Consider the following 18,795-nt stretch of genomic DNA (forward strand, 5'->3'; position numbering starts at 1 on the left):
AAGGAGGAAATTAATTATGGCAAAGAAATCAGCAACATCTAAGAAAAGAAATGTAAGAGTTGACGCGTTGGGACAGCTCCACGTGCACAGCTCATTTAATAACATCATTGTATCTTTGGCTAACAACGAGGGTCAGGTTATCTCTTGGTCTTCGGCTGGTAAGATGGGATTCCGTGGATCAAAGAAGAATACTCCTTACGCTGCTCAGATGGCAGCAGAAGATTGCTCAAAGGTAGCTTTTGATCTTGGTCTTCGTAAGGTTAAGGCATACGTAAAGGGTCCAGGTAATGGTCGTGAGAGTGCTATTCGTGCGGTGAACGCAGCAGGTATTCAGGTAACTGAAATCGTAGACGTTACTCCGTTGCCACACAATGGCTGTCGTCCTCCAAAGCGTCGTCGTGTATAATCACATCTTATAACAATTAAAAGAATTCATATTAATTATGGCAAGATACATAGGTCCAAAATCACGAATTGCACGCCGTTTCGGTGAGCCAATTTTCGGCGCAGATAAGGTATTAGCTAAGAGAAACTTCCCTCCAGGGCAGCACGGCAATAATCGTCGTCGCAAGGTATCTGAGTATGGTGCTCAGCTTGCAGAGAAGCAGAAGGCTAAATACACTTATGGCGTTTTGGAGCGTCAGTTCCGTAATCTTTTCGACAAGGCTGCTAAGGCAGACGGTATCACTGGTGAAGTTCTTCTTCAGAGCCTTGAGAGCCGTTTGGATAATGTAGTGTTCCGTCTTGGTATCGCTCCTACTCGTGCAGCTGCACGTCAGCTCGTTAGCCACAAGCATATTGTTGTTAACGGTAATGTCGTAAATATTGCTTCTTATCAGGTAAAGGCTGGTGATGTAGTAGGCGTTCGTGAGAAGGCTAAGTCACTTGAGGTTATCGAGGCTGCTTTGGCAGGCTTTAACCACAGCAAGTATCCTTGGCTTGAGTGGGATGATAACACTAAGTGCGGTAAGTTCCTTCATCGTCCAGATCGTGCTGACATCCCAGAGAACATTAAGGAGCAGTTAATCGTTGAGTTGTACTCTAAACAATAAAATCATTAAATTAATGGCGATATTAGCATTTCAAAAACCTGATAAAGTAGTGATGCTGGAGGCCAATGACCATTTCGGCAAGTTCGAATTCCGTCCACTTGAGCCTGGCTTCGGTGTTACCATTGGTAACGCTCTTCGTCGCATCCTCCTTTCATCGCTGGAAGGCTTCGCAATCAACACTATCCGTATTGCTGGTGTTGAGCACGAGTTCTCTTCAGTTCCAGGTGTAAAGGAAGATGTTACCAACATCATCTTGAATCTCAAGCAAGTTCGATTCAAGCAAGTAGTAGAAGAATTCGAGAATGAGAAAGTTAGTATCACCGTAGAGAATTCCACCGAATTCAAAGCAGGTGATATCGGTAAGTATCTGACTGGATTTGAAGTGTTAAACCCTGATTTGGTGATTTGTCATTTAGACTCCAAGGCTTCTATGCAGATTGATTTGACCATCAACAAGGGACGTGGTTACGTTCCTGCTGAGGAAAATCGTGAATACTGCACTGATGTAAACGTACTCCCAATCGATTCCATCTACACCCCAATTCGTAACGTAAAATATGCCGTTGAGCCATATCGTGTTGAACAGAAGACCGACTATGACAAATTGGTTGTTGAAGTTACGACCGATGGTTCCATCCACCCAAAGGATGCACTGAAAGAGGCTGCAAAGATTCTTATTTATCACTTCATGTTGTTCTCTGATGAGAAGATTACTCTCGAGAATCCAGATCAGGAGGGCAACCAGGAGTTTGATGAGGAAGTTCTGCACATGCGCCAGCTCCTGAAAACCAAGTTGACCGACGCAAGTCTCAACTTGAGTGTTCGTGCACTTAACTGCTTAAAGGCAGCTGATGTAGAGACACTGGGCGACCTCGTACAGTACAACAAGACGGATCTCTTGAAGTTCCGTAACTTTGGTAAGAAATCGCTTTCTGAGCTTGATGATTTGCTCGAGAGTCTGAATCTGTCGTTTGGAACCGACATTACAAAGTATAAATTGGATAAAGAATAGTTGACGTATTGTCTAAAGACAAGTTGACGGGTTTATCCACAACAAGTTTAAAACAAAATGAGACATAATAAGAAATTCAACCATTTGGGTCGTACTGCTGACCACCGCGCTGCATTGCTTTCAAACTTGGCAGTTGCTTTGATTCAGCACAAAAGAATCACTACGACTCTTGCTAAGGCAAAGGCTCTTAAGAAGTATGTTGAGCCGCTGATCACACGTTCTAAGAACGATACAACCAACTCACGTCGTGTTGTATTCCGTTATCTTCAGAACAAAGAGGCTGTTACTGAGCTTTTCAAGGAGATTTCAGTAAAGGTAGCTGATCGTCCAGGTGGTTACACACGTGTTATCAAGCTCGGAACTCGTCAGGGTGACGCTGCTCAGATTGCATTTATTGAGCTTGTTGACTATGATGAGAACATGGCTAAGACTCCAAAGGCAGAAGCTAAGAAGACTCGTCGTAGCCGTCGTTCTACAAAGAAGGCTGATGTACCTGCAGAGGCTGCTGAGAACGTTGCTGAAGAGGCAAAGGCTGAATAATCTGAACAGATTTTATCTCTATAATAGGAAACTCTCGATACTTAATGTATCGGGAGTTTTTATTTTCTATTTACATTGCCATGATGTACTCTGTTTATATATAAGGTTGTTGGCTATATTTGATTAACTTGAGTCTTTTGCTGTCAGGTTATGTTAGTGGAAGTAGGCCCCCGTAGTCATTTCATTCTTCATAAGTAATAGCTTCATTTGTAAGCATAAGTAGTAAATGGAATCAACTTTAAATAAGGATTTTATCGGATTGCTTATATGCGAGAGATGAGTTTCTCATAGAACAATTATTCTTTGTCGTCTGTAAGTATGGCAACGTTCACGTCTGTAATTTCTCTTCTCTGTTTATAGTGTACTTGTCGTTTCTCTAGTAGAACGTTGGTGTTCCTGTATTGGAACTTAAATGTTCCCGTGCTGGAACACAAATGTTCCCATACTGGAACACGAATGTTTCAATAAGGGAACATGAATGTTCCGCTAGGGGGAATGACTTTTCCTGATTTGACTAGACACTTTTTTGTTATATTAGTTGGGTATATGACGCTCTTTTGTAATTCTATGCGATTGCTAGCTACAAGTTCTTCGTATACGCAGGAAACTTGGTTATAGGCTCATTGTTGATTGTCTTATTTTATAACTATTGTCTTGTCGTACATCCTAATTTATTTGTTTTATACGAGAACTATGATAGGCTTTTCTTGTATTCAATCTTCGAGCAATAATCATGTGATAATGTCTTTATAGGGGTTTTCCCTATTCGAGTAGGGAAATATCTTTGTCGTCCTATAATATAGTTGTTACTTTTGCAAATGTATAATAACAATGGTCTATGAAGAAGTTATTTATCCTCCCCATATCTGCAGCTATTTTGCTGAGTAGTTGTGGAACCTATGCTGGTTCTGGTGCAATGTCAGGTGGTTCGTTGGGTAGTATTTTGGGAAGTGCTATCGGTGGAATTGCTGGTGGCGGTCGAGGTTCAGATATAGGCACAATAGTTGGTATGGCTGGTGGAGCTGTTATTGGTGCGGCAATGGGTCAGAAGGCTGATCAGCGTGCTAAGGATGATGTTCACGATCATTATGAGAAGGTACAGCAGCGTAAAGCACGTGAGCAAAAAGAGCGTTCTACTTATGGAAATGATACTCAAACAGATGTTTATGCTGTTCCAAATCGTGTAGATAGTAGCGGTTTCAGTGCTTCTAATTCTGGTGATGATCGTCTTTATGATTTCGAAGGAAGTGATTATACTGGCAATTATAGTGCTGCTCAACCAAAGAGTAAGACCCCTTCAGAATCAAGCGTGGAGCTGTTGGCAGGTAACTATAAGTACGTTCCGAACATTGAGATAATCAATGCACGTTTTGTTGATGATAATCAGGATGGCGTTTTATCACGCAATGAAGTTGGTAAGATTATCTTTGAAGTGATGAATCATAGTGATAAGACGATCACGGATGTACAACCATCAGTATTAGAAACAAGTGGTAATCAGCATATTTATATTAGTCCATCAGTCCACATAGAGAGTATTGCGCCAGGTAAGGGCGTTCGTTATACAGCTATTGTGAAGGCTGATAAGCGTCTTAAGGCAGGTGTGGCAACCTTTGCTGTAACCGTCTTACAAGGGCAAAAGAGTATAAGTAAAGTAACAGAATTCAACATTAAGACAAGTAAATAGATCATACGACTGATTGAATATATATTGTGATATATGACTAACACCTGATAATTAGCTTTGATACGACAGATACTGGGATAGGCGATAACGTCTATCCCAGTTGTTGTTTAAGTCCTTGGGTTATGTTTTTCTTTCTGTAGTATTCTTCTAGCAATGTGAATCAGAAGGGGATACGCGATTAACATCTATATCCGTTATTTGCGGGGATATATCCCCCTTATTCATCTGCTTGACAGAATATTCTCCCTTATGCCTTAGAAAGTCTACGACTTACTCAAATAAGCCTGTTACACCATCTTTGATTCGTTTAAAGAAGTTCGTCCAGCTACTACTAGAACCATTCTTTGCATTCTGGTTTTGTGTGTTCTGCTTATTTTGTTGTGTATTTGCTTTCCTCTGCTGTATGCCCTGCTGCTGATTATTTGATGATTGTGTATTGCGTGCAGTGGAATTATTTCCCTTAGATTTTGCTTCTTGTGCCGAAGATCTACCTGTTGAACTTTGAAGGTTCTTACGTGCTTCTGCACTTTGAGCCTTTTCACTCTTCACCTGTTGCGTGATGTATTTACGATCAATTCGCGTATCCACTTTGCGTTCAATCTCCTTTGGCTTATCTTCTTCTTGCTTTTCCCATTCTGGTATAAACTCGTAACATACACCTGCAGTTCCATATTCCACCTCAGGCATCTCGATACCCTTTGACTCTTTCATGAATGGGATTTCTGTGTCTTTTGGTACCACTTCTACTTTTACATAAGCAACTCCACTAGCCAAGGTGCCTAGTTCACGAGCAGCAGCATAGGATAAATCTACAATTCTACCACGCACGAAAGGACCACGATCAGTAACTCTTACAATTACAGACCTACCATTCCTTGGGTTTGTAACCTTTAATCTTGTTCCAAAAGGTAAGGTTCGGTGTGCACAAGTAAAAGCATTCTTATCATAGCGCTCACCATTACTCATCTTACGACCATGTAGTCCGTTACTATAATAAGATGCTTTGCCATCTGGCAGCGAAGATTGTGCTGCCAATTTAATACTACTTAGTAGTGATAAAAAAACTACCAAGAGAAGTCTGAATGTATTCATAAATAATCAATTAATAAACCAGCCTCCTCTTAGTAGTTTGTATCCCCCTCTCATCTATAAAGATTGGAATAGAGGGGGAGGAATGACTGGTTTTATTTATACGACACCTTGTGCAAGCATAGCTTTTGCTACTTTCATAAAGCCTGCAATATTTGCGCCCTTAATATAGTCAATGTGACCATCAGCTTGCTTACCATACTTCACACACTGCTCATGGATAGAGCTCATGATGTAGTGGAGCTTCTGATCAACCTCTTCCGGACTCCAAGAGAGGCGGAGAGAGTTCTGTGACATCTCGAGACCTGATGTAGCAACACCACCAGCATTAACAGCCTTGCCAGGAGCAAAGAGTTGTTTAGCCTCGGTGAATTTATCAGCAGCTTGAGCGGTACAGCCCATATTTGAAACCTCAGCAACACACAATGGCTTATAAGCTAAAATCTTATCAGCGTCTTCACCATTCAATTCGTTCTGTGTAGCACATGGCAAGTAGATATCAGCCTTCTGCTCCCATGGCTTACGACCCTTGAAGAACTGTGCTCCAGGATACTTCTCTGCGTATGGTTCGCAAACATCGTTACCACTATTGCGAAGGTCTAACATGTATTCAATCTTATCACCGCTAATGCCATCTGGATCGTAGATGTAACCATCAGGACCACTCAATGTGATGACCTTTGCACCGAGTTCTGTTGCCTTCTTAGCGGCACCCCAAGCCACATTACCAAATCCAGAGAGAGCAACGGTCTTACCCTTTATATCAAGTCCGTGTGTCTCCATCATCTGATGAACGAAGTAGAGAGCGCCATAACCAGTTGCTTCTGGACGGAGGATAGAGCCACCCCATTCTCTGCCCTTACCTGTGAGCATTCCTTGGAATTGGTGGGTTAGCTTACGATATTGCCCAAAGAGATAACCAATCTCACGTCCACCAACGCCTATATCACCTGCTGGTACATCCTCATCAGGTCCAATATGACGATATAACTCATTCATGAAAGATTGACAGAAGCGCATAATCTCAGCATCGCTCTTACCGCGTGGAGAAAAATCAGAGCCACCCTTGCCACCACCCATAGGTAATGTTGTGAGTGCATTCTTAAATGTTTGCTCGAAACCAAGGAACTTTAAGATACTAAGATTTACTGATGCGTGGAAACGTAAACCACCTTTATAAGGCCCAATAGCACCATTAAATTGAACACGGTAACCGATGTTCACTTGCACCTTGCCCTGATCATCTACCCAAGGCACACGGAATGTGATGATACGTTCCGGCTCAACGATACGCTCGATGATGCTAGCACGTTCAAACTCTGGGTGCTGATTGTAGACATCCTGTACTGAGACAAGAACTTCACGAACTGCCTGTAAATACTCAGACTCACCTGGATGCTTCTGCTCCAGCGCTTGCATGATTTTTTCGACTTCCATAGTAAACTGACTTTATTTGTTTATGTTAGTTAGTGTCATTCGGTTAGAATGGTGCAGCAAATATATCCATATTCTATCAAATAACCAAATGAAAATCGAAAAACTTTTGTTCTCTCCTTTCTTTTTGATACCTCTGTTGCGAGGTCAAAGGCATGTTGAATGTGCAAAGTAATAAAAAATATATCATTTAAATAACCAAAAGATAGGGTGGATTGTGTTTATTTTGTATTTTTGTAGAAAATTAAGTTTCAAGCCGATGAAGGAGCAAGTACCAGTTCAATGGAGCAACTTTTACCTAAAAGATGTAAGCTTTGTCAATCTAATGATGCGCCGTATCTACAACGTTTTGATTGTTGCTAACCCCTACGATGCGTTTATGTTAGAGGATGATGGGCGTGTTGAAGAGAAGATTTATAATGAGTATATGGAGCTGGGGTTGCGTTATCCGCCTACGTTTACGCAAGTTTCGACCATTGAAGAGGCTTCTCGAGTATTGAATACAGTAGATATCGACCTTGTAATATGTATGCCTGGCAATGCTGATAACGATGCTTTTGATGTGGCAAGAGCTGTGAAAGCAGAGTTTTCAGATATTCATTGCGTTGTTCTCACGCCTTTCTCTCATGGCATAACGAAGCGAATAGAACATGAAGATTTAAGTATCTTTGATTATGTGTTCTGTTGGTTAGGTAATACAAACCTAATTCTTTCCATTATTAAATTAATGGAGGACAAGATGAATATAGAGCACGATATTCACGAAGTAGGTGTCCAGATGATTTTACTTGTCGAAGATTCCATCCGTTTCTATTCGTCTATTCTACCTAACTTATATAGTTATATCCTTACACAAAGTCAAAACTTTGCTACCGAGGCATTGACTCGGCACGATGCTTCCTTGCGTCAACGTGGTCGTCCGAAGGTTGTTCTTGCCCGCAATTATAAGGAAGCTTGGGATGTTTATCAGCGTTATAAGGATAATTGCTTAGGTGTTATTTCCGACATGCGATTCCCTCTTAGTGATGGAGAAGAGGGCATACAGTCAACCATGGGACAGCCAATTCATTCAATTAAAGACCCTGAGGCTGGTTTAAAGTTGCTCCGTGCTATTCATCAAGAGGATGAGTATCTACCCTTAATCATAGAGAGTTCTGAGAGTGATAACCGTGAGAAAGCAGAGAATGAAGGTTTCCGTTTTGTTGATAAGAACTCTAAGAAGATGAGTGTTGACCTCCGTCATCTTCTTGAAGAGCACATGGGTTTTGGTGACTTCATCTTTCGCAATCCCGAAACACGTGCTGAGGTCATGCGCATCCGTAACCTAAAAGACTTACAAGACAATATCTTTAAGATACCAAAAGACTCCATGCTCTATCATATCTCACGCAATCATGTGAGTCGTTGGCTGTCTGCTCGTGCCATATTCCCCGTTTCCTCCTTCTTAAAAGACATCACTTGGCATAAGTTACAAGATGTTGATGCACACAGACAGATTATCTTTGATGCCATAGTAGCCTATCGTCGCATGAGAAATGAAGGTGTTGTCGCCCTTTTCGATAGGCATAAATTCGATCAATATGCCCACTTTGCACGTATTGGCGATGGCTCGTTAGGAGGCAAGGGGCGTGGTTTAGCCTTCTTGGATAATGTTATCAAGCGGCATCCAGACTTCAATCAATATTCAAATGCAAAGGTTCAAATCCCTAAGACTGTCGTTCTCTGTACGGATGTCTTCGATAGTTTCATGGAGAGAAACAACCTTTATCAAATTGCACTAAGCGATGCCACCGATGATGAAATACTCCATGCTTTCCTTGAGGCACAGCTCCCTGATGAGTTTATAGGCGACTTCTTTGCCTTCTTCGAAGCGACTCGTTCGCCTATTGCCGTTCGATCCAGTTCGTTGTTGGAAGATAGCCATTACCAACCATTCGCAGGTATTTATTCCACTTATATGATACCTTATTTAGAGGATAAATACGAAATGTTACGTATGTTGGCATGCGCTATTAAGGCGGTATATGCTTCTGTTTATTATCGAGACTCTAAAGCCTATATGACTGCAACAAGTAATGTCATCGACCAAGAGAAGATGGCGGTTATCTTGCAGCAAGTGGTCGGTAAGAAATATGATAATCGATTCTATCCTAATCTTTCAGGCGTTCTTCGTTCCTTAAATTATTATCCAATAGGGGAGGAGAAAACCGAAGAAGGAATCGTATCTTTGGCACTAGGATTAGGTAAATATATCGTTGATGGCGGTCAAACTCTACGTGTTTGTCCGTATCATCCACAGCAAGTGTTACAGCTAAGTGAACTGAAGTTAGCCCTCCGAGAGACCCAAACCCAATTCTATGCACTCGATATGCAGCATGTGGGGGAAGACTTTAAAGTGGATGATGGTTTTAATATTCTCAAACTCAATCTCAAAGATGCTGAGTCTGACGGAAGCCTCCTTTATATTGCTTCTACTTATTCTGTTGATGACGAAACAATCTATGATGGACTTTATGAAGGGCGAAAGATTATATCCTGCTGTGGCGTTCTTCAACAGGGAGTTTTCCCATTACCAGAGTTGTTACAGATGGCTATGCGCTATGGTGCTGACGCTATGCGACGTCCTGTGGAGATAGAGTTTGCTGTCAATCTAAATGCTGATAAGACAGGAGAATTGTATCTTCTTCAGATCAGACCGATTGTTGATTCAAAGCAACGATTAGATGAGAACCTCTCATCTATACCTGATGAACAATGTCTCTTACGCAGTCATAACTCTCTTGGACATGGTATATCGGATGATGTGATGGATGTTGTTTATGTCAAAACAGATAGCTCTTTCACTGCAAAAGATAATCCTATCATTGCAACAGAAATAGAAAGTATCAACCAGAAGTTCCTTGATCAGCACCTTAACTACATCCTTGTCGGGCCTGGTCGATGGGGTTCTAGTGATCCATGGTTGGGTATTCCTGTCAAATGGTCACACATTTCTGCAGCTCGAATCATTGTTGAAGAGGGACTAGAGAATTACCGCGTTGACCCGAGCCAAGGTACTCATTTCTTCCAAAACCTTACTTCCTTTGGTGTAGGTTACTTCACTATCAATCCTTATAAGGGTGATGGTTTCTATCAACGGAGCGTTCTTGATGCTCTTCCAGCTGTTGAGGAAACGCAATGGGTACGCCATGTTCGTTTCCAAAAACCGCTTAAGATAATGATGGATGGTAAGAAACAAGAGGGGGTAGTGATGTTTTCTAAGGAGTAAAAAGGTATGTTGTTAAGTAAGATATGTTATGTTCTCCATTTTAAGGAGGCGTTTCCTTGTATTAAGGAGAGCCTCTCTTCCATCTCAAGAGAGGCTTCCTTTGTTGTGAAGAGAGCGTCTCTTTAATATCACCTATTAGTTAGTTCTATTTGAACAGGTATATAATTATAGGGACAGATGAGGTTATCTGTCCCTTTTTTGTGGCATTATTTCAACAAGAATTAATCGTCTTTACCTTATATAAATCTTACCTTCTTCTTTCTTCTTGTCAGCTTTCTTCTTGTCTTCTTGGTATTTCTCAATTATCTCTTTGAGGTATTTTTTAGACTTAGTGGTGATACATAGCACTCCGCCCAAGCGCGGCGCAAACAGCTTCGTGACGCTTGGAGTCTTGATGACGGTGACACTTTGGATGTCATCTTTAGCTATATTGTCTATGTTACTGACCTCAACTCCATCCACCAGAATGACTGGTATGTTCAGAGAGTCTTGCATCTCCGCCTTCTGCGCACTGATGTTTAGACTGAAGAGAAGGGCTACGATAAAGATAAAAGATTGTTTCATGCTCTGTTATAGTTTGCTGTTAATAATGTTGCAAATATACTCTTTTTTCTCGTAATAGACCTCTTTTCTATCAGAAAATGTTTGCTATATGCTTGTAATTGATCGTTTTATGTAATCTTGAAGTACGACTTCAAAATTACATAAAATATACTGATAAGACAAGAGAAAAGGGTGTTTTTAAAGCAAAATCTATGTAATTTTGAAGTTAAACTCCAAATTTACATAGATTTTAAAAGGCTTTCTTTATCTGTAATCGGGCTTTTTTACTAATCCTCTGAACGAATAATCAGGGTGTAAAAGAAGATTGCGAAAGGTTATTCAAAGTAGAATGTGAGGGCTATCATCTTAGTTCGTGACTCGTTGACAGCGTTGGTGTACATGAGCATGTGCTTGTCTCTAAGGTTCTTGGAATGGTTTTTATCAAGGCTGTTAGTGAGACTGTACATGAATTTTAGCTCTGGTCTTAACTTAAAGTAAGGTAGATAAAAATCACAGCCGAGACCTACCTCGAGGAAGAAATCACTCTTTTTAAGTTTCAGATAGTCGTTGTCTTTACCCGAGAGATTCATCATTGGGTTAAGACCTAACATGACATAAGGGCGGTGATTATTGAATCTTGGAGCCGCAGCGATGAGGTCGAAGGCACAAGAAACGTATGCGGTCTTCAACTCCTGCACCTGTTCTGTAGGCTCGCCAAGGCTGTTTAAGTCTGTAAGATTACGAAAGGTAAGGTGCCGAGTACCGAAGTACATGGCAGGAGCAATGCGTAGTTGGAGGGTTTGGTTGAGGCGTAGTTCACCCAAGACACCGACAGTGAAGCCTGCATCCCATCGGTCTTGATCGGCGGAGATGGTCTTTTCCACAGGTCCGGCACCATCCTCTAAGTCAATCATTTGAGGTCCAACATTATTCAATTCAATATCTTGCAAGTGTGTACCAACAAGTACACCGAAGTGGAAATTACGCAAGTCTGTATAGGGACGGTTCTGTACTTTCCGTTCCTGGGCACCGCTTGTTAGGACGATGACAAGCAGAGTTAATGATAATATAATTCTCTTCATCTTGTCTTCTTAAACGTGTTTTACCTCCTTTTTATTGTCTGTGTACCTACTTACTTGTAGGTATTCTGTGTTCTAATACTTTGTTAGTAAAATCTTACAATACAATCTTTATCGCTTGAGATATTGGTTGAGAGAGATGGAAGAGGGCAATGTGAGAGATTGTTTGAATGTGATGTAAGATGTTAGTATGCTGTGTTTTATGTTAGATATAATAAGCTGTAAGAGGTCTAATTGTTCTATGAAAAGGCTTGTTGAAAAGCCCCCTTTTTCTATTTTTATGCCGTCTAAATATTTGTAATTTATCTCATAATCTTTAGGTATTAACGATTTTCTTGTTACCTTTGCACCATCAGAAGTAGGTATAGAAGCCTATTTATAGTACAAAAACATTATTAACATTAAAGACATTATATTATGGCTTACGTAATTGGCAACGATTGTATCGCATGTGGTACATGTATTGATGAGTGTCCAGTAGAGGCTATCTCTGAGGGCGATATCTATAAGATTGACGCAGACGCATGCACTGAGTGTGGTACTTGTGCATCAGTTTGTCCTAACGAGGCAATTAGTCTTCCAGAGTAAGGACACTACTGTTACTGATTAAATTCATAAGGCGAACCTTTCGAGGCTCGCCTTTTTTGTTGTATTGATGATGGCTCCTCCCATAAGAGAGGAGCGATTCGAAAGGTGTTTGTTTTATCTTCCATGCATGATACCAGCATCATTATCAGAGTTGGAAATACGTTTATTGATGCTTGATTTGCTTTTTCCATAATTCAAATTGAATGTGAAGTTAAGCAGAAGTATTCGTCTAAAACTCTTTGAGAAAGCCAGTTGACGATTAGGAGCGAGGCGTGACAAGTTATCCGTCTCATTTGAGTATTGTTTAGAGAAAGGTAATACCATGATAAGATTTAACGCCCATTTGTCTTTGTTATAACCTACTGATATGGAGTGATTCGCTTCTCCTTTGGTAAGAGTTTCACCCCATAATTCATTGTATCTGGCCTGTACTTTGGCTGTGAATACCCATTGCTTGTACATTACCAGTAGATTTCCATTCAGTCCCCAGTTCGAGAGTGTATGTGCGTAAGTATGCCCGTTACTGATGTACCGATTGAAGAATGGAGTAAGTTGTAACGAGAACCAATCGCCAAAGGGATGCAACTTTATGTCCATTTGGGTATGTAGTCTGTGGAAGTTCTTTTGGTTATCTATTGTCCTAACAAACTTTCCGTTGTCAATATAAGTCTCTTCCATGATAGGGTGAGAATCGTAACTATACCTTCCAAATAACGATAGATCGCACCATTTTGTGCCCCAGTTTAAGGACAACTCATTCGATACGAAGGTTACAGACTTTAGGTTAGGATTGCCCTTTCTAAGCTGATATACGTCAATATCCTGTGACACATTGCTCATATCGGATAGCGAAGGAGCATAAGCTGAAACGTATCCTTGATATTTTAAAGTTACGTTACTACAAGGTTGATAAGCGAGAGAGAGCTTCGGACGAAGGATGAATTTCGATAGCTTCTTATCGTGCTGATGGTTGTAAATACACATCCCTCCCAACCCGAGGGTATAGGTTAGCTTGCCCAGTTTTGACATCCATTCAGTGTAAGCGAAAGTCTCCGCTGTATTCATATTTACCTGACTTTGGATGTTTCCATCATACGTGTTATTGGTGTACATCTGCGTATGCTTGAACCCAAACGACAGTTTGCTATCCTTGAACATGCGCTCATAAATGCCCTCACCTATTATGGAGTACTTGTTACCATCAGTAATGGAAGCAATCGTCTGAGTAGGTTGTGTGGTTGATGATAAGGTGTATGTACGCTGGCTATGGCTATTGATGTAAGTGCCAATTAGGTCGAAGTACAAGTGCTGGTTATGGGCAAGCTCAGTTTGAAAATACAAATCTAACGAGGGTGTGTTATCGTGTCCATGCCTAAAGTCGGTGATGTGGTAGGCATCAGTACCACGATAAAGCGTACTGATTCTATCCTCCATTGAGTTAGATTCTTTATTGTAGTAATCACGGAAGATAGCACTAATACTGCTTTTCTTAAACGAATAGTTGTACCACAGAGAGAAGCTCATATTATCAAACTTAACCTTTGTTGGCTCACCAATTTCTCTATTCTCTATGGTCTGATGAGGGTAGTGGTACTCCTCGTAGTTCTCTCTTTTCCACTTCAAATCACGCCTATTCCAATAGAAAGAAGACTTTATTTCGGATCTACCTTTGTGATAGTTGGCAGACAAAAGGTTGTCTCCATAGCCTAACATCGATAGTCCATCGGTGAGGTCACCATTGATGTTTCCACCTTTATTCTTATACTTCACAATGAAGTCGAGGACGGCAGCTGCACCGTTAAAACGTAGTCCAGGCATATCGTGGTATTCAACCTTTACAATGTCTTGAGGGCGTAGGGCTTTTACTTCTTCTATCTTTGCTATGACACCATTAATGCGTAATTGGACAGCATCTCCAGTCGTCGTCGTGATGGTATTATCAATGGTGTTGACCCGAATACCAGCTAATTGCATGTTCTGTATGAGCATTACTCCGTTAGTAGAAGCCTTTAGCTGGAGTTTTGAAGGGGTAATAATACGCCGATCAATCTTCTGTATTTCACGCTTCCCAACCACTTCTACACCTTTTAACTCTTGTGTGGAAGGAGTCAGTTGAATCTTTCCAAGGTCTGTATTCCTTTGTGTGTTCTCCAGAGATACACGATAATCAGCATATCCCATATAGGTTATGATGAGTTCTTTGTGCCCATCGCTCTCCTCCATTGTAAGGTTAAATAAACCCTCATTGTTGGTTACTGTCTGTGTAATTAACGTTGTTTGAGTGACCAACTTGACTACGGCACCAATGATAGGGGATGTTGTTTCGTCAGTAACTTGCCCTGTTATGACAACTTTTGCATGCAAGTTAACGTAAAAACTCAGTACTGCTATGCACAGAAGAAATCTTTTCATTATGGTTATATCTTATAGGTTATTAGATGGATAGAGGCTTTGGTTCTGCCCTGAGTGATTGTTGTTTCCTCTTTAACCACTATCTATTAAAAACTAAAACTCTGCGAAATTAAAAAAAAACAACGACATGACAAAGACTCTTCGCATGTTTTTTACATAATTGTAGATGCTTCCTCGTGTACTTGTTGTTCGATAAGCTCTTCTATATAAAAAGGTGAATTTGATGCTCCCTAACCCGTAGCTACATTCGTACTCATCCTTACTTCAACAAAAAAAGAGTTACAGAACAATCTGTAACTCCCATCTTTGTAGCGGGGGTGGGACCCGAACCCACGACCTCCGGATTATGAATCCGACGCTCTAACCAGCTGAGCTATCCCGCCATCCAACGTGCCTTAGTGTTCTAAAGCGGTTGCAAAGGTATAGAAAAAAAATGATACTTACAAATGTTATTCAACTTTTTTATAATCCTGATAAGGTTTTTGTCTAATGCTAATGATCGATGAAGAAGAATGCTGATAGAGGTTGATAGAAGAAGTAAGTAGTAGCATTAGCAAGCCAAGGGAGCGTTCCCTTGATTTGAAGAGGGCGTTTCCTTGCATTGAAGAGAGCCTCTCTTGACATCGAAGGAAGCCTCTCTTTGAATTGAAGAAACGCCTAGTTCGATGTGAGAAGGGCATTTCCTTTCTGTAAGGAAAGGCTCTTTTAAATTGCGGTTAGTGACTGATAACAATGTTGATGGGTTATAACTCCGTTTTTAGAAGCCGTTATGATGGCTTTGAGAAAAGAATAAAAATACTAAAAAAGACCTTTACTCTGATATTTTTATGTACTTTTGCAAGGAAAATAAAAGCAGTAAACAATCCTAAGACAGTACATGTTTCGTATCAAGAAATTAGATATCTTCATCGCCAAACAGTTTGGTATGCTCTTCGCAGGAACGTTCTTTATCAGTTTGTTCGTGCTGATGATGCAGTTCTTATGGCGTTATGTGGATGACTTGATAGGTAAGGGACTGTCGATGGAGGTGCTCGGACAGTTCTTCTGGTATATGAGTTTGATGATGGTTCCACAGGCTCTTCCACTTGCAATCCTCCTCTCTTCACTGATAGCATACGGTAACCTTGGTGAGAGTTCGGAGCTTACTGCGATCAAATCGGCAGGTATTTCTCTGATTCAATCATTCCGTGGTCTGATCGTGATAAGCGTTATCATCGCCGGAGCTTCATTCTATTTCCAAAACAATATAGGTCCTATGGCACAGAAGAATATGGCTCAACTGCTTATTTCTATGCGGCATAAAAGTCCTGAATTAGAGATCCCTGAGGGTGTTTTCTACGATGGTATCCCACAGACGAATCTATATGTTGAGCGAAAAGACATGAAGAGTGGACACCTTTATAATATAATGGTGTATCGCATGACAGATAGTTATGAGGATCAAGCAATCATCCTTGCAGACTCTGGGATGTTGCAGTCTACGGCTGAAAAGAAGCATCTTGTCTTGAACTTATGGAGTGGTGAATGGTTTGAGAACATGCGTTCGCAAGAGATGGGAAATAGTGCGAGTGTACCTTACCGAAGGGAAACTTTCGCCCATAAACATATAGTCTTAGATTTCGACGGAGACTTTAATTTGACTGATGCTACAGGTATTTCGAGTGATGCGCGAACGAAGAGTCTGGAGAAGATAAGCCATGACAAGGACTCGTTAGTGCATGTATATGACAGTGTAGGAAAGGCTTATTACAAAGATGCACAATCGCTTTATTACCCTGTTCCCAAACTATCTTCTGCGGATAAGAAGCAGGCTATTAAGATAGCAGATAACAAGAAGTTCGATATCGATTCATTATATAAGAGGCTTCCAGCTGATCAACGACGACTGATCGTAGATCAGGCTTTGTCGACCGTTCAACAGGAGGTTAGCGACCTCGACTTCAAGTCTATGATCACCAGCGATGGCGATAAGATGATACGACAACATGAGATAGAATTTATCAACAAGTTTACTATTTCGCTTATTTGTATCGTCTTCTTCTTCATCGGCGCACCATTGGGTGCTATCATCCGAAAGGGTGGTTTGGGAATACCAATTATAGTGAGTGTGTTGGTATTCATCGTTTATTACATCCTTGATAACACTGGTTACCGCATGTCCCGACAGGGAGATTGGGCTATATGGTTCGGTCGCGGGCTATCAATGGCAGTGTTAGTTCCGATGGCAGCATTCTTTACTTATAAAGCAAATAATGATTCGGCAGTATTCAATGCTGACGCTTATAGGAATGTTTTGAGGCGTATGCTTGGCTTGCGTATCAAGCGTAGTATAGCAAGCAAAGAGGTTATTATCAATGATCCAGACTATATAAAGATAGCCGAGCAATTGAGGAGTATGAATGGAAAGATAGCCCGTTACTCTCAGTCGCGCAACCTTAAAGCATTGCCAAATGTGGTTAAAGTGTTCTTCCGTTACCATGCCGATCATACTATTGAGAATATTAATGCAGAGTTGGAGAGCATTATTGAGGAATTAGGAAATACTCGAAACAGAGTAATCCTCACCTCTTTAAATAAGTATCCGATCCTTGCAGTTAAAGCACATACACGTCCGTTTGATCGCAGATGGATGAACATAACTTCGGCAATCATCGTCCCCGCAGGTATATTCTTCTATATAAGAATGTGGCGTTTCAGGCTCCGTCTCTATAATGATTTACGTACAATTACGACCTGTAATAACGAGATTATAGCAGAGATTGAAGCGCATGGAGGATGGGTGTTGAGAATAGAAAACAATAATAATCAGTAACAAGATATGGAAGAGTTTAAACTTAATAGCATCGAAGATGCACTAAAGGATTTCCGTGAAGGAAAGTTTGTTATAGTCGTAGATGATGAAGATCGCGAGAATGAAGGTGATCTTATCATGGCGGCAGAGATGATAACACCAGAGAAAGTAAACTTTATGTTGAAGAATGCTCGTGGTGTCTTATGTGTGCCAGTAACTCTTTCTCGGGCTGATGAGTTGGACTTGCCACATCAAGTATCTGATAATACATCTATGTTAGGAACGCCTTTCACGGTGACAGTGGATAAGTTGGAAGGATGCTCAACTGGCGTTTCTGCACATGATCGTGCTGCAACCATTAAGGCGTTGGCAGACCCTAATTCAACTCCTCAAACCTTTGGTCGTCCAGGTCATATAAACCCTCTTTATGCTCAAGACAATGGTGTCTTACGCCGTTCTGGACATACCGAAGCAGCTGTAGATCTCTGTAAACTCGCAGGTTGTTTCCCTGCTGGTGTGTTGATGGAGATTATGAATGAAGATGGAACTATGGCTCGTATGCCTGATCTTCAGAAGCGTGCTAAGGAGTGGGGAATGAAGATTATCAGTATAAAAGATATCATTGCTTACCGATTGAAGAAGGAGTCTAGCATTGAAGTAGGCGATGAGGTGGCACTTCCGACACAGTATGGTACGTTCCGATTGATACCTTTCCGTCAGGCTAATGGGCTGGAAAACATGGCGCTGATAAAGGGCTCTTGGAAGGATGATGAGCCTATTCTTGTTCGTGTTCATTCGTCATGTGCGACAGGAGATATTCTTGGCAGTAAGCGTTGTGATTGTGGGGAACAACTCCATAAAGCAATGGAAATGATAGAAAAAGAGGGCAAGGGGGTTATCATCTATATGCAACAAGAGGGGCGCGGTATCGGTCTGATGAATAAGATAGCAGCGTATAAGTTGCAGGATGAAGGACTTGATACTGTTGAAGCTAATTTACATCTTGGCTTCCGACCAGATGAGCGTGATTATGGTTGTGGGGCTCAGATGCTACGCCATCTAGGTGTTCATAAGATGCGATTGATGACGAATAACCCCACAAAGCGTGTCGGTCTTGAGGCTTACGGACTTGAGATTACGGAGAACGTGCCCATCGAGATAGCTCCTAATAAGTTCGATTATCGTTATTTAAAGACAAAGCGTGATCGTATGGGGCATGACTTGCACCTATAAACCTTTATAATCGCTAAGAGATAAAAAAGCTTCGGAAGCCTATAGCTTTCGAAGCTTTTTGTTTGTC

General features: G+C 41.1%; 15 protein-coding genes and 1 tRNA gene. 9 read left to right on the top strand and 7 right to left on the bottom strand.

Annotation, left to right across the window (positions count from 1 at the left end):
* Nucleotides 1-16 precede the first annotated feature (16 nt).
* The 5 genes from rpsK (at nucleotide 17) to F0475_RS08755 (ending at nucleotide 4,291) form a co-directional block, all read left to right on the top strand.
* A complete protein-coding gene (gene rpsK / locus F0475_RS08735; protein WP_007368862.1) occupies nucleotides 17-406 on the top strand; it encodes a 30S ribosomal protein S11 in 390 nt (129 codons plus the stop codon).
* 37 nt (nucleotides 407-443) lie between these two features.
* Nucleotides 444-1,052 carry a 30S ribosomal protein S4 gene (gene rpsD / locus F0475_RS08740; RefSeq protein ID WP_155716319.1) on the top strand — a complete coding sequence of 203 codons (609 nt, stop codon included), beginning with the start codon at nucleotides 444-446 and terminating at the stop codon, nucleotides 1,050-1,052.
* A gap of 13 nt (nucleotides 1,053-1,065) precedes the next feature.
* Complete coding sequence (locus F0475_RS08745; RefSeq protein ID WP_004361631.1) at nucleotides 1,066-2,064, top strand: DNA-directed RNA polymerase subunit alpha; 999 nt, start codon at nucleotides 1,066-1,068, stop codon at nucleotides 2,062-2,064.
* 57 nt (nucleotides 2,065-2,121) lie between these two features.
* Nucleotides 2,122-2,604: a 50S ribosomal protein L17 gene (rplQ, locus tag F0475_RS08750; RefSeq protein WP_155716320.1), complete on the top strand. Its 483-nt coding sequence runs from the start codon at nucleotides 2,122-2,124 to the stop codon at nucleotides 2,602-2,604.
* A gap of 838 nt (nucleotides 2,605-3,442) precedes the next feature.
* Complete coding sequence (locus F0475_RS08755; protein ID WP_155716321.1) at nucleotides 3,443-4,291, top strand: hypothetical protein; 849 nt, start codon at nucleotides 3,443-3,445, stop codon at nucleotides 4,289-4,291.
* 270 nt (nucleotides 4,292-4,561) lie between these two features.
* On the opposite strand, the gene F0475_RS08760 is transcribed toward F0475_RS08755, so the two are convergent.
* Nucleotides 4,562-5,383 (bottom strand): septal ring lytic transglycosylase RlpA family protein, encoded by an 822-nt coding sequence (locus tag F0475_RS08760; protein WP_155716322.1) that lies wholly within the window; start codon nucleotides 5,381-5,383, stop codon nucleotides 4,562-4,564.
* A gap of 96 nt (nucleotides 5,384-5,479) precedes the next feature.
* The gene (gene gdhA, locus F0475_RS08765) at nucleotides 5,480-6,817 is read right to left on the bottom strand and encodes an NADP-specific glutamate dehydrogenase (protein WP_155716323.1); all 1,338 of its coding nucleotides are present in this window, start codon (nucleotides 6,815-6,817) and stop codon (nucleotides 5,480-5,482) included.
* A 256-nt stretch (nucleotides 6,818-7,073) separates the two neighbouring features.
* Between gdhA and F0475_RS08770 the strand changes: the two genes are divergently transcribed.
* On the top strand, nucleotides 7,074-10,082 hold the full coding sequence (locus F0475_RS08770) for a PEP/pyruvate-binding domain-containing protein (protein WP_155716324.1): 3,009 nt from the start codon (nucleotides 7,074-7,076) through the stop codon (nucleotides 10,080-10,082).
* A gap of 231 nt (nucleotides 10,083-10,313) precedes the next feature.
* Here the strand turns inward: F0475_RS08770 and F0475_RS08775 are convergent, their stop codons facing one another.
* Nucleotides 10,314-10,646 (bottom strand): hypothetical protein, encoded by a 333-nt coding sequence (locus F0475_RS08775; RefSeq protein ID WP_155716325.1) that lies wholly within the window; start codon nucleotides 10,644-10,646, stop codon nucleotides 10,314-10,316.
* Nucleotides 10,647-10,960: 314 nt separating this feature from the next.
* Nucleotides 10,961-11,707 (bottom strand): type IX secretion/gliding motility protein PorT/SprT, encoded by a 747-nt coding sequence (gene porT, locus F0475_RS08780; protein WP_155716326.1) that lies wholly within the window; start codon nucleotides 11,705-11,707, stop codon nucleotides 10,961-10,963.
* Between the two features lie 414 nt (nucleotides 11,708-12,121).
* On the opposite strand from porT, the gene F0475_RS08785 reads away from it, so the two are divergent.
* Nucleotides 12,122-12,292 carry a DUF362 domain-containing protein gene (locus F0475_RS08785; protein WP_004383733.1) on the top strand — a complete coding sequence of 57 codons (171 nt, stop codon included), beginning with the start codon at nucleotides 12,122-12,124 and terminating at the stop codon, nucleotides 12,290-12,292.
* A 114-nt stretch (nucleotides 12,293-12,406) separates the two neighbouring features.
* Here F0475_RS08785 and F0475_RS08790 read toward each other — a convergent pair whose 3' ends face one another.
* The 3 genes from F0475_RS08790 to F0475_RS11945 form a co-directional block, all read right to left on the bottom strand.
* On the bottom strand, nucleotides 12,407-14,704 hold the full coding sequence (locus tag F0475_RS08790; protein WP_155716327.1) for an outer membrane beta-barrel protein: 2,298 nt from the start codon (nucleotides 14,702-14,704) through the stop codon (nucleotides 12,407-12,409).
* A gap of 309 nt (nucleotides 14,705-15,013) precedes the next feature.
* A tRNA-Met gene (locus tag F0475_RS08795) sits at nucleotides 15,014-15,087 on the bottom strand.
* Nucleotides 15,088-15,196: 109 nt separating this feature from the next.
* A complete protein-coding gene (locus F0475_RS11945) occupies nucleotides 15,197-15,328 on the bottom strand; it encodes a hypothetical protein (RefSeq protein ID WP_262885091.1) in 132 nt (43 codons plus the stop codon).
* Nucleotides 15,329-15,581: 253 nt separating this feature from the next.
* Here F0475_RS11945 and F0475_RS08800 point away from each other — a divergent pair, with 253 nt between their 5' ends.
* Together F0475_RS08800 and F0475_RS08805 are read left to right on the top strand one after the other, a co-directional pair.
* Complete coding sequence (locus F0475_RS08800) at nucleotides 15,582-17,516, top strand: LptF/LptG family permease (protein ID WP_155716328.1); 1,935 nt, start codon at nucleotides 15,582-15,584, stop codon at nucleotides 17,514-17,516.
* Nucleotides 17,517-17,522: 6 nt separating this feature from the next.
* Nucleotides 17,523-18,728: a bifunctional 3,4-dihydroxy-2-butanone-4-phosphate synthase/GTP cyclohydrolase II gene (locus tag F0475_RS08805; RefSeq protein WP_155716329.1), complete on the top strand. Its 1,206-nt coding sequence runs from the start codon at nucleotides 17,523-17,525 to the stop codon at nucleotides 18,726-18,728.
* Nucleotides 18,729-18,795 lie beyond the last annotated feature (67 nt).

It is taken from the genome of Prevotella vespertina (genome assembly GCF_009728485.1).
Taxonomy (GTDB): Bacteria; Bacteroidota; Bacteroidia; order Bacteroidales; family Bacteroidaceae; genus Prevotella; species Prevotella vespertina.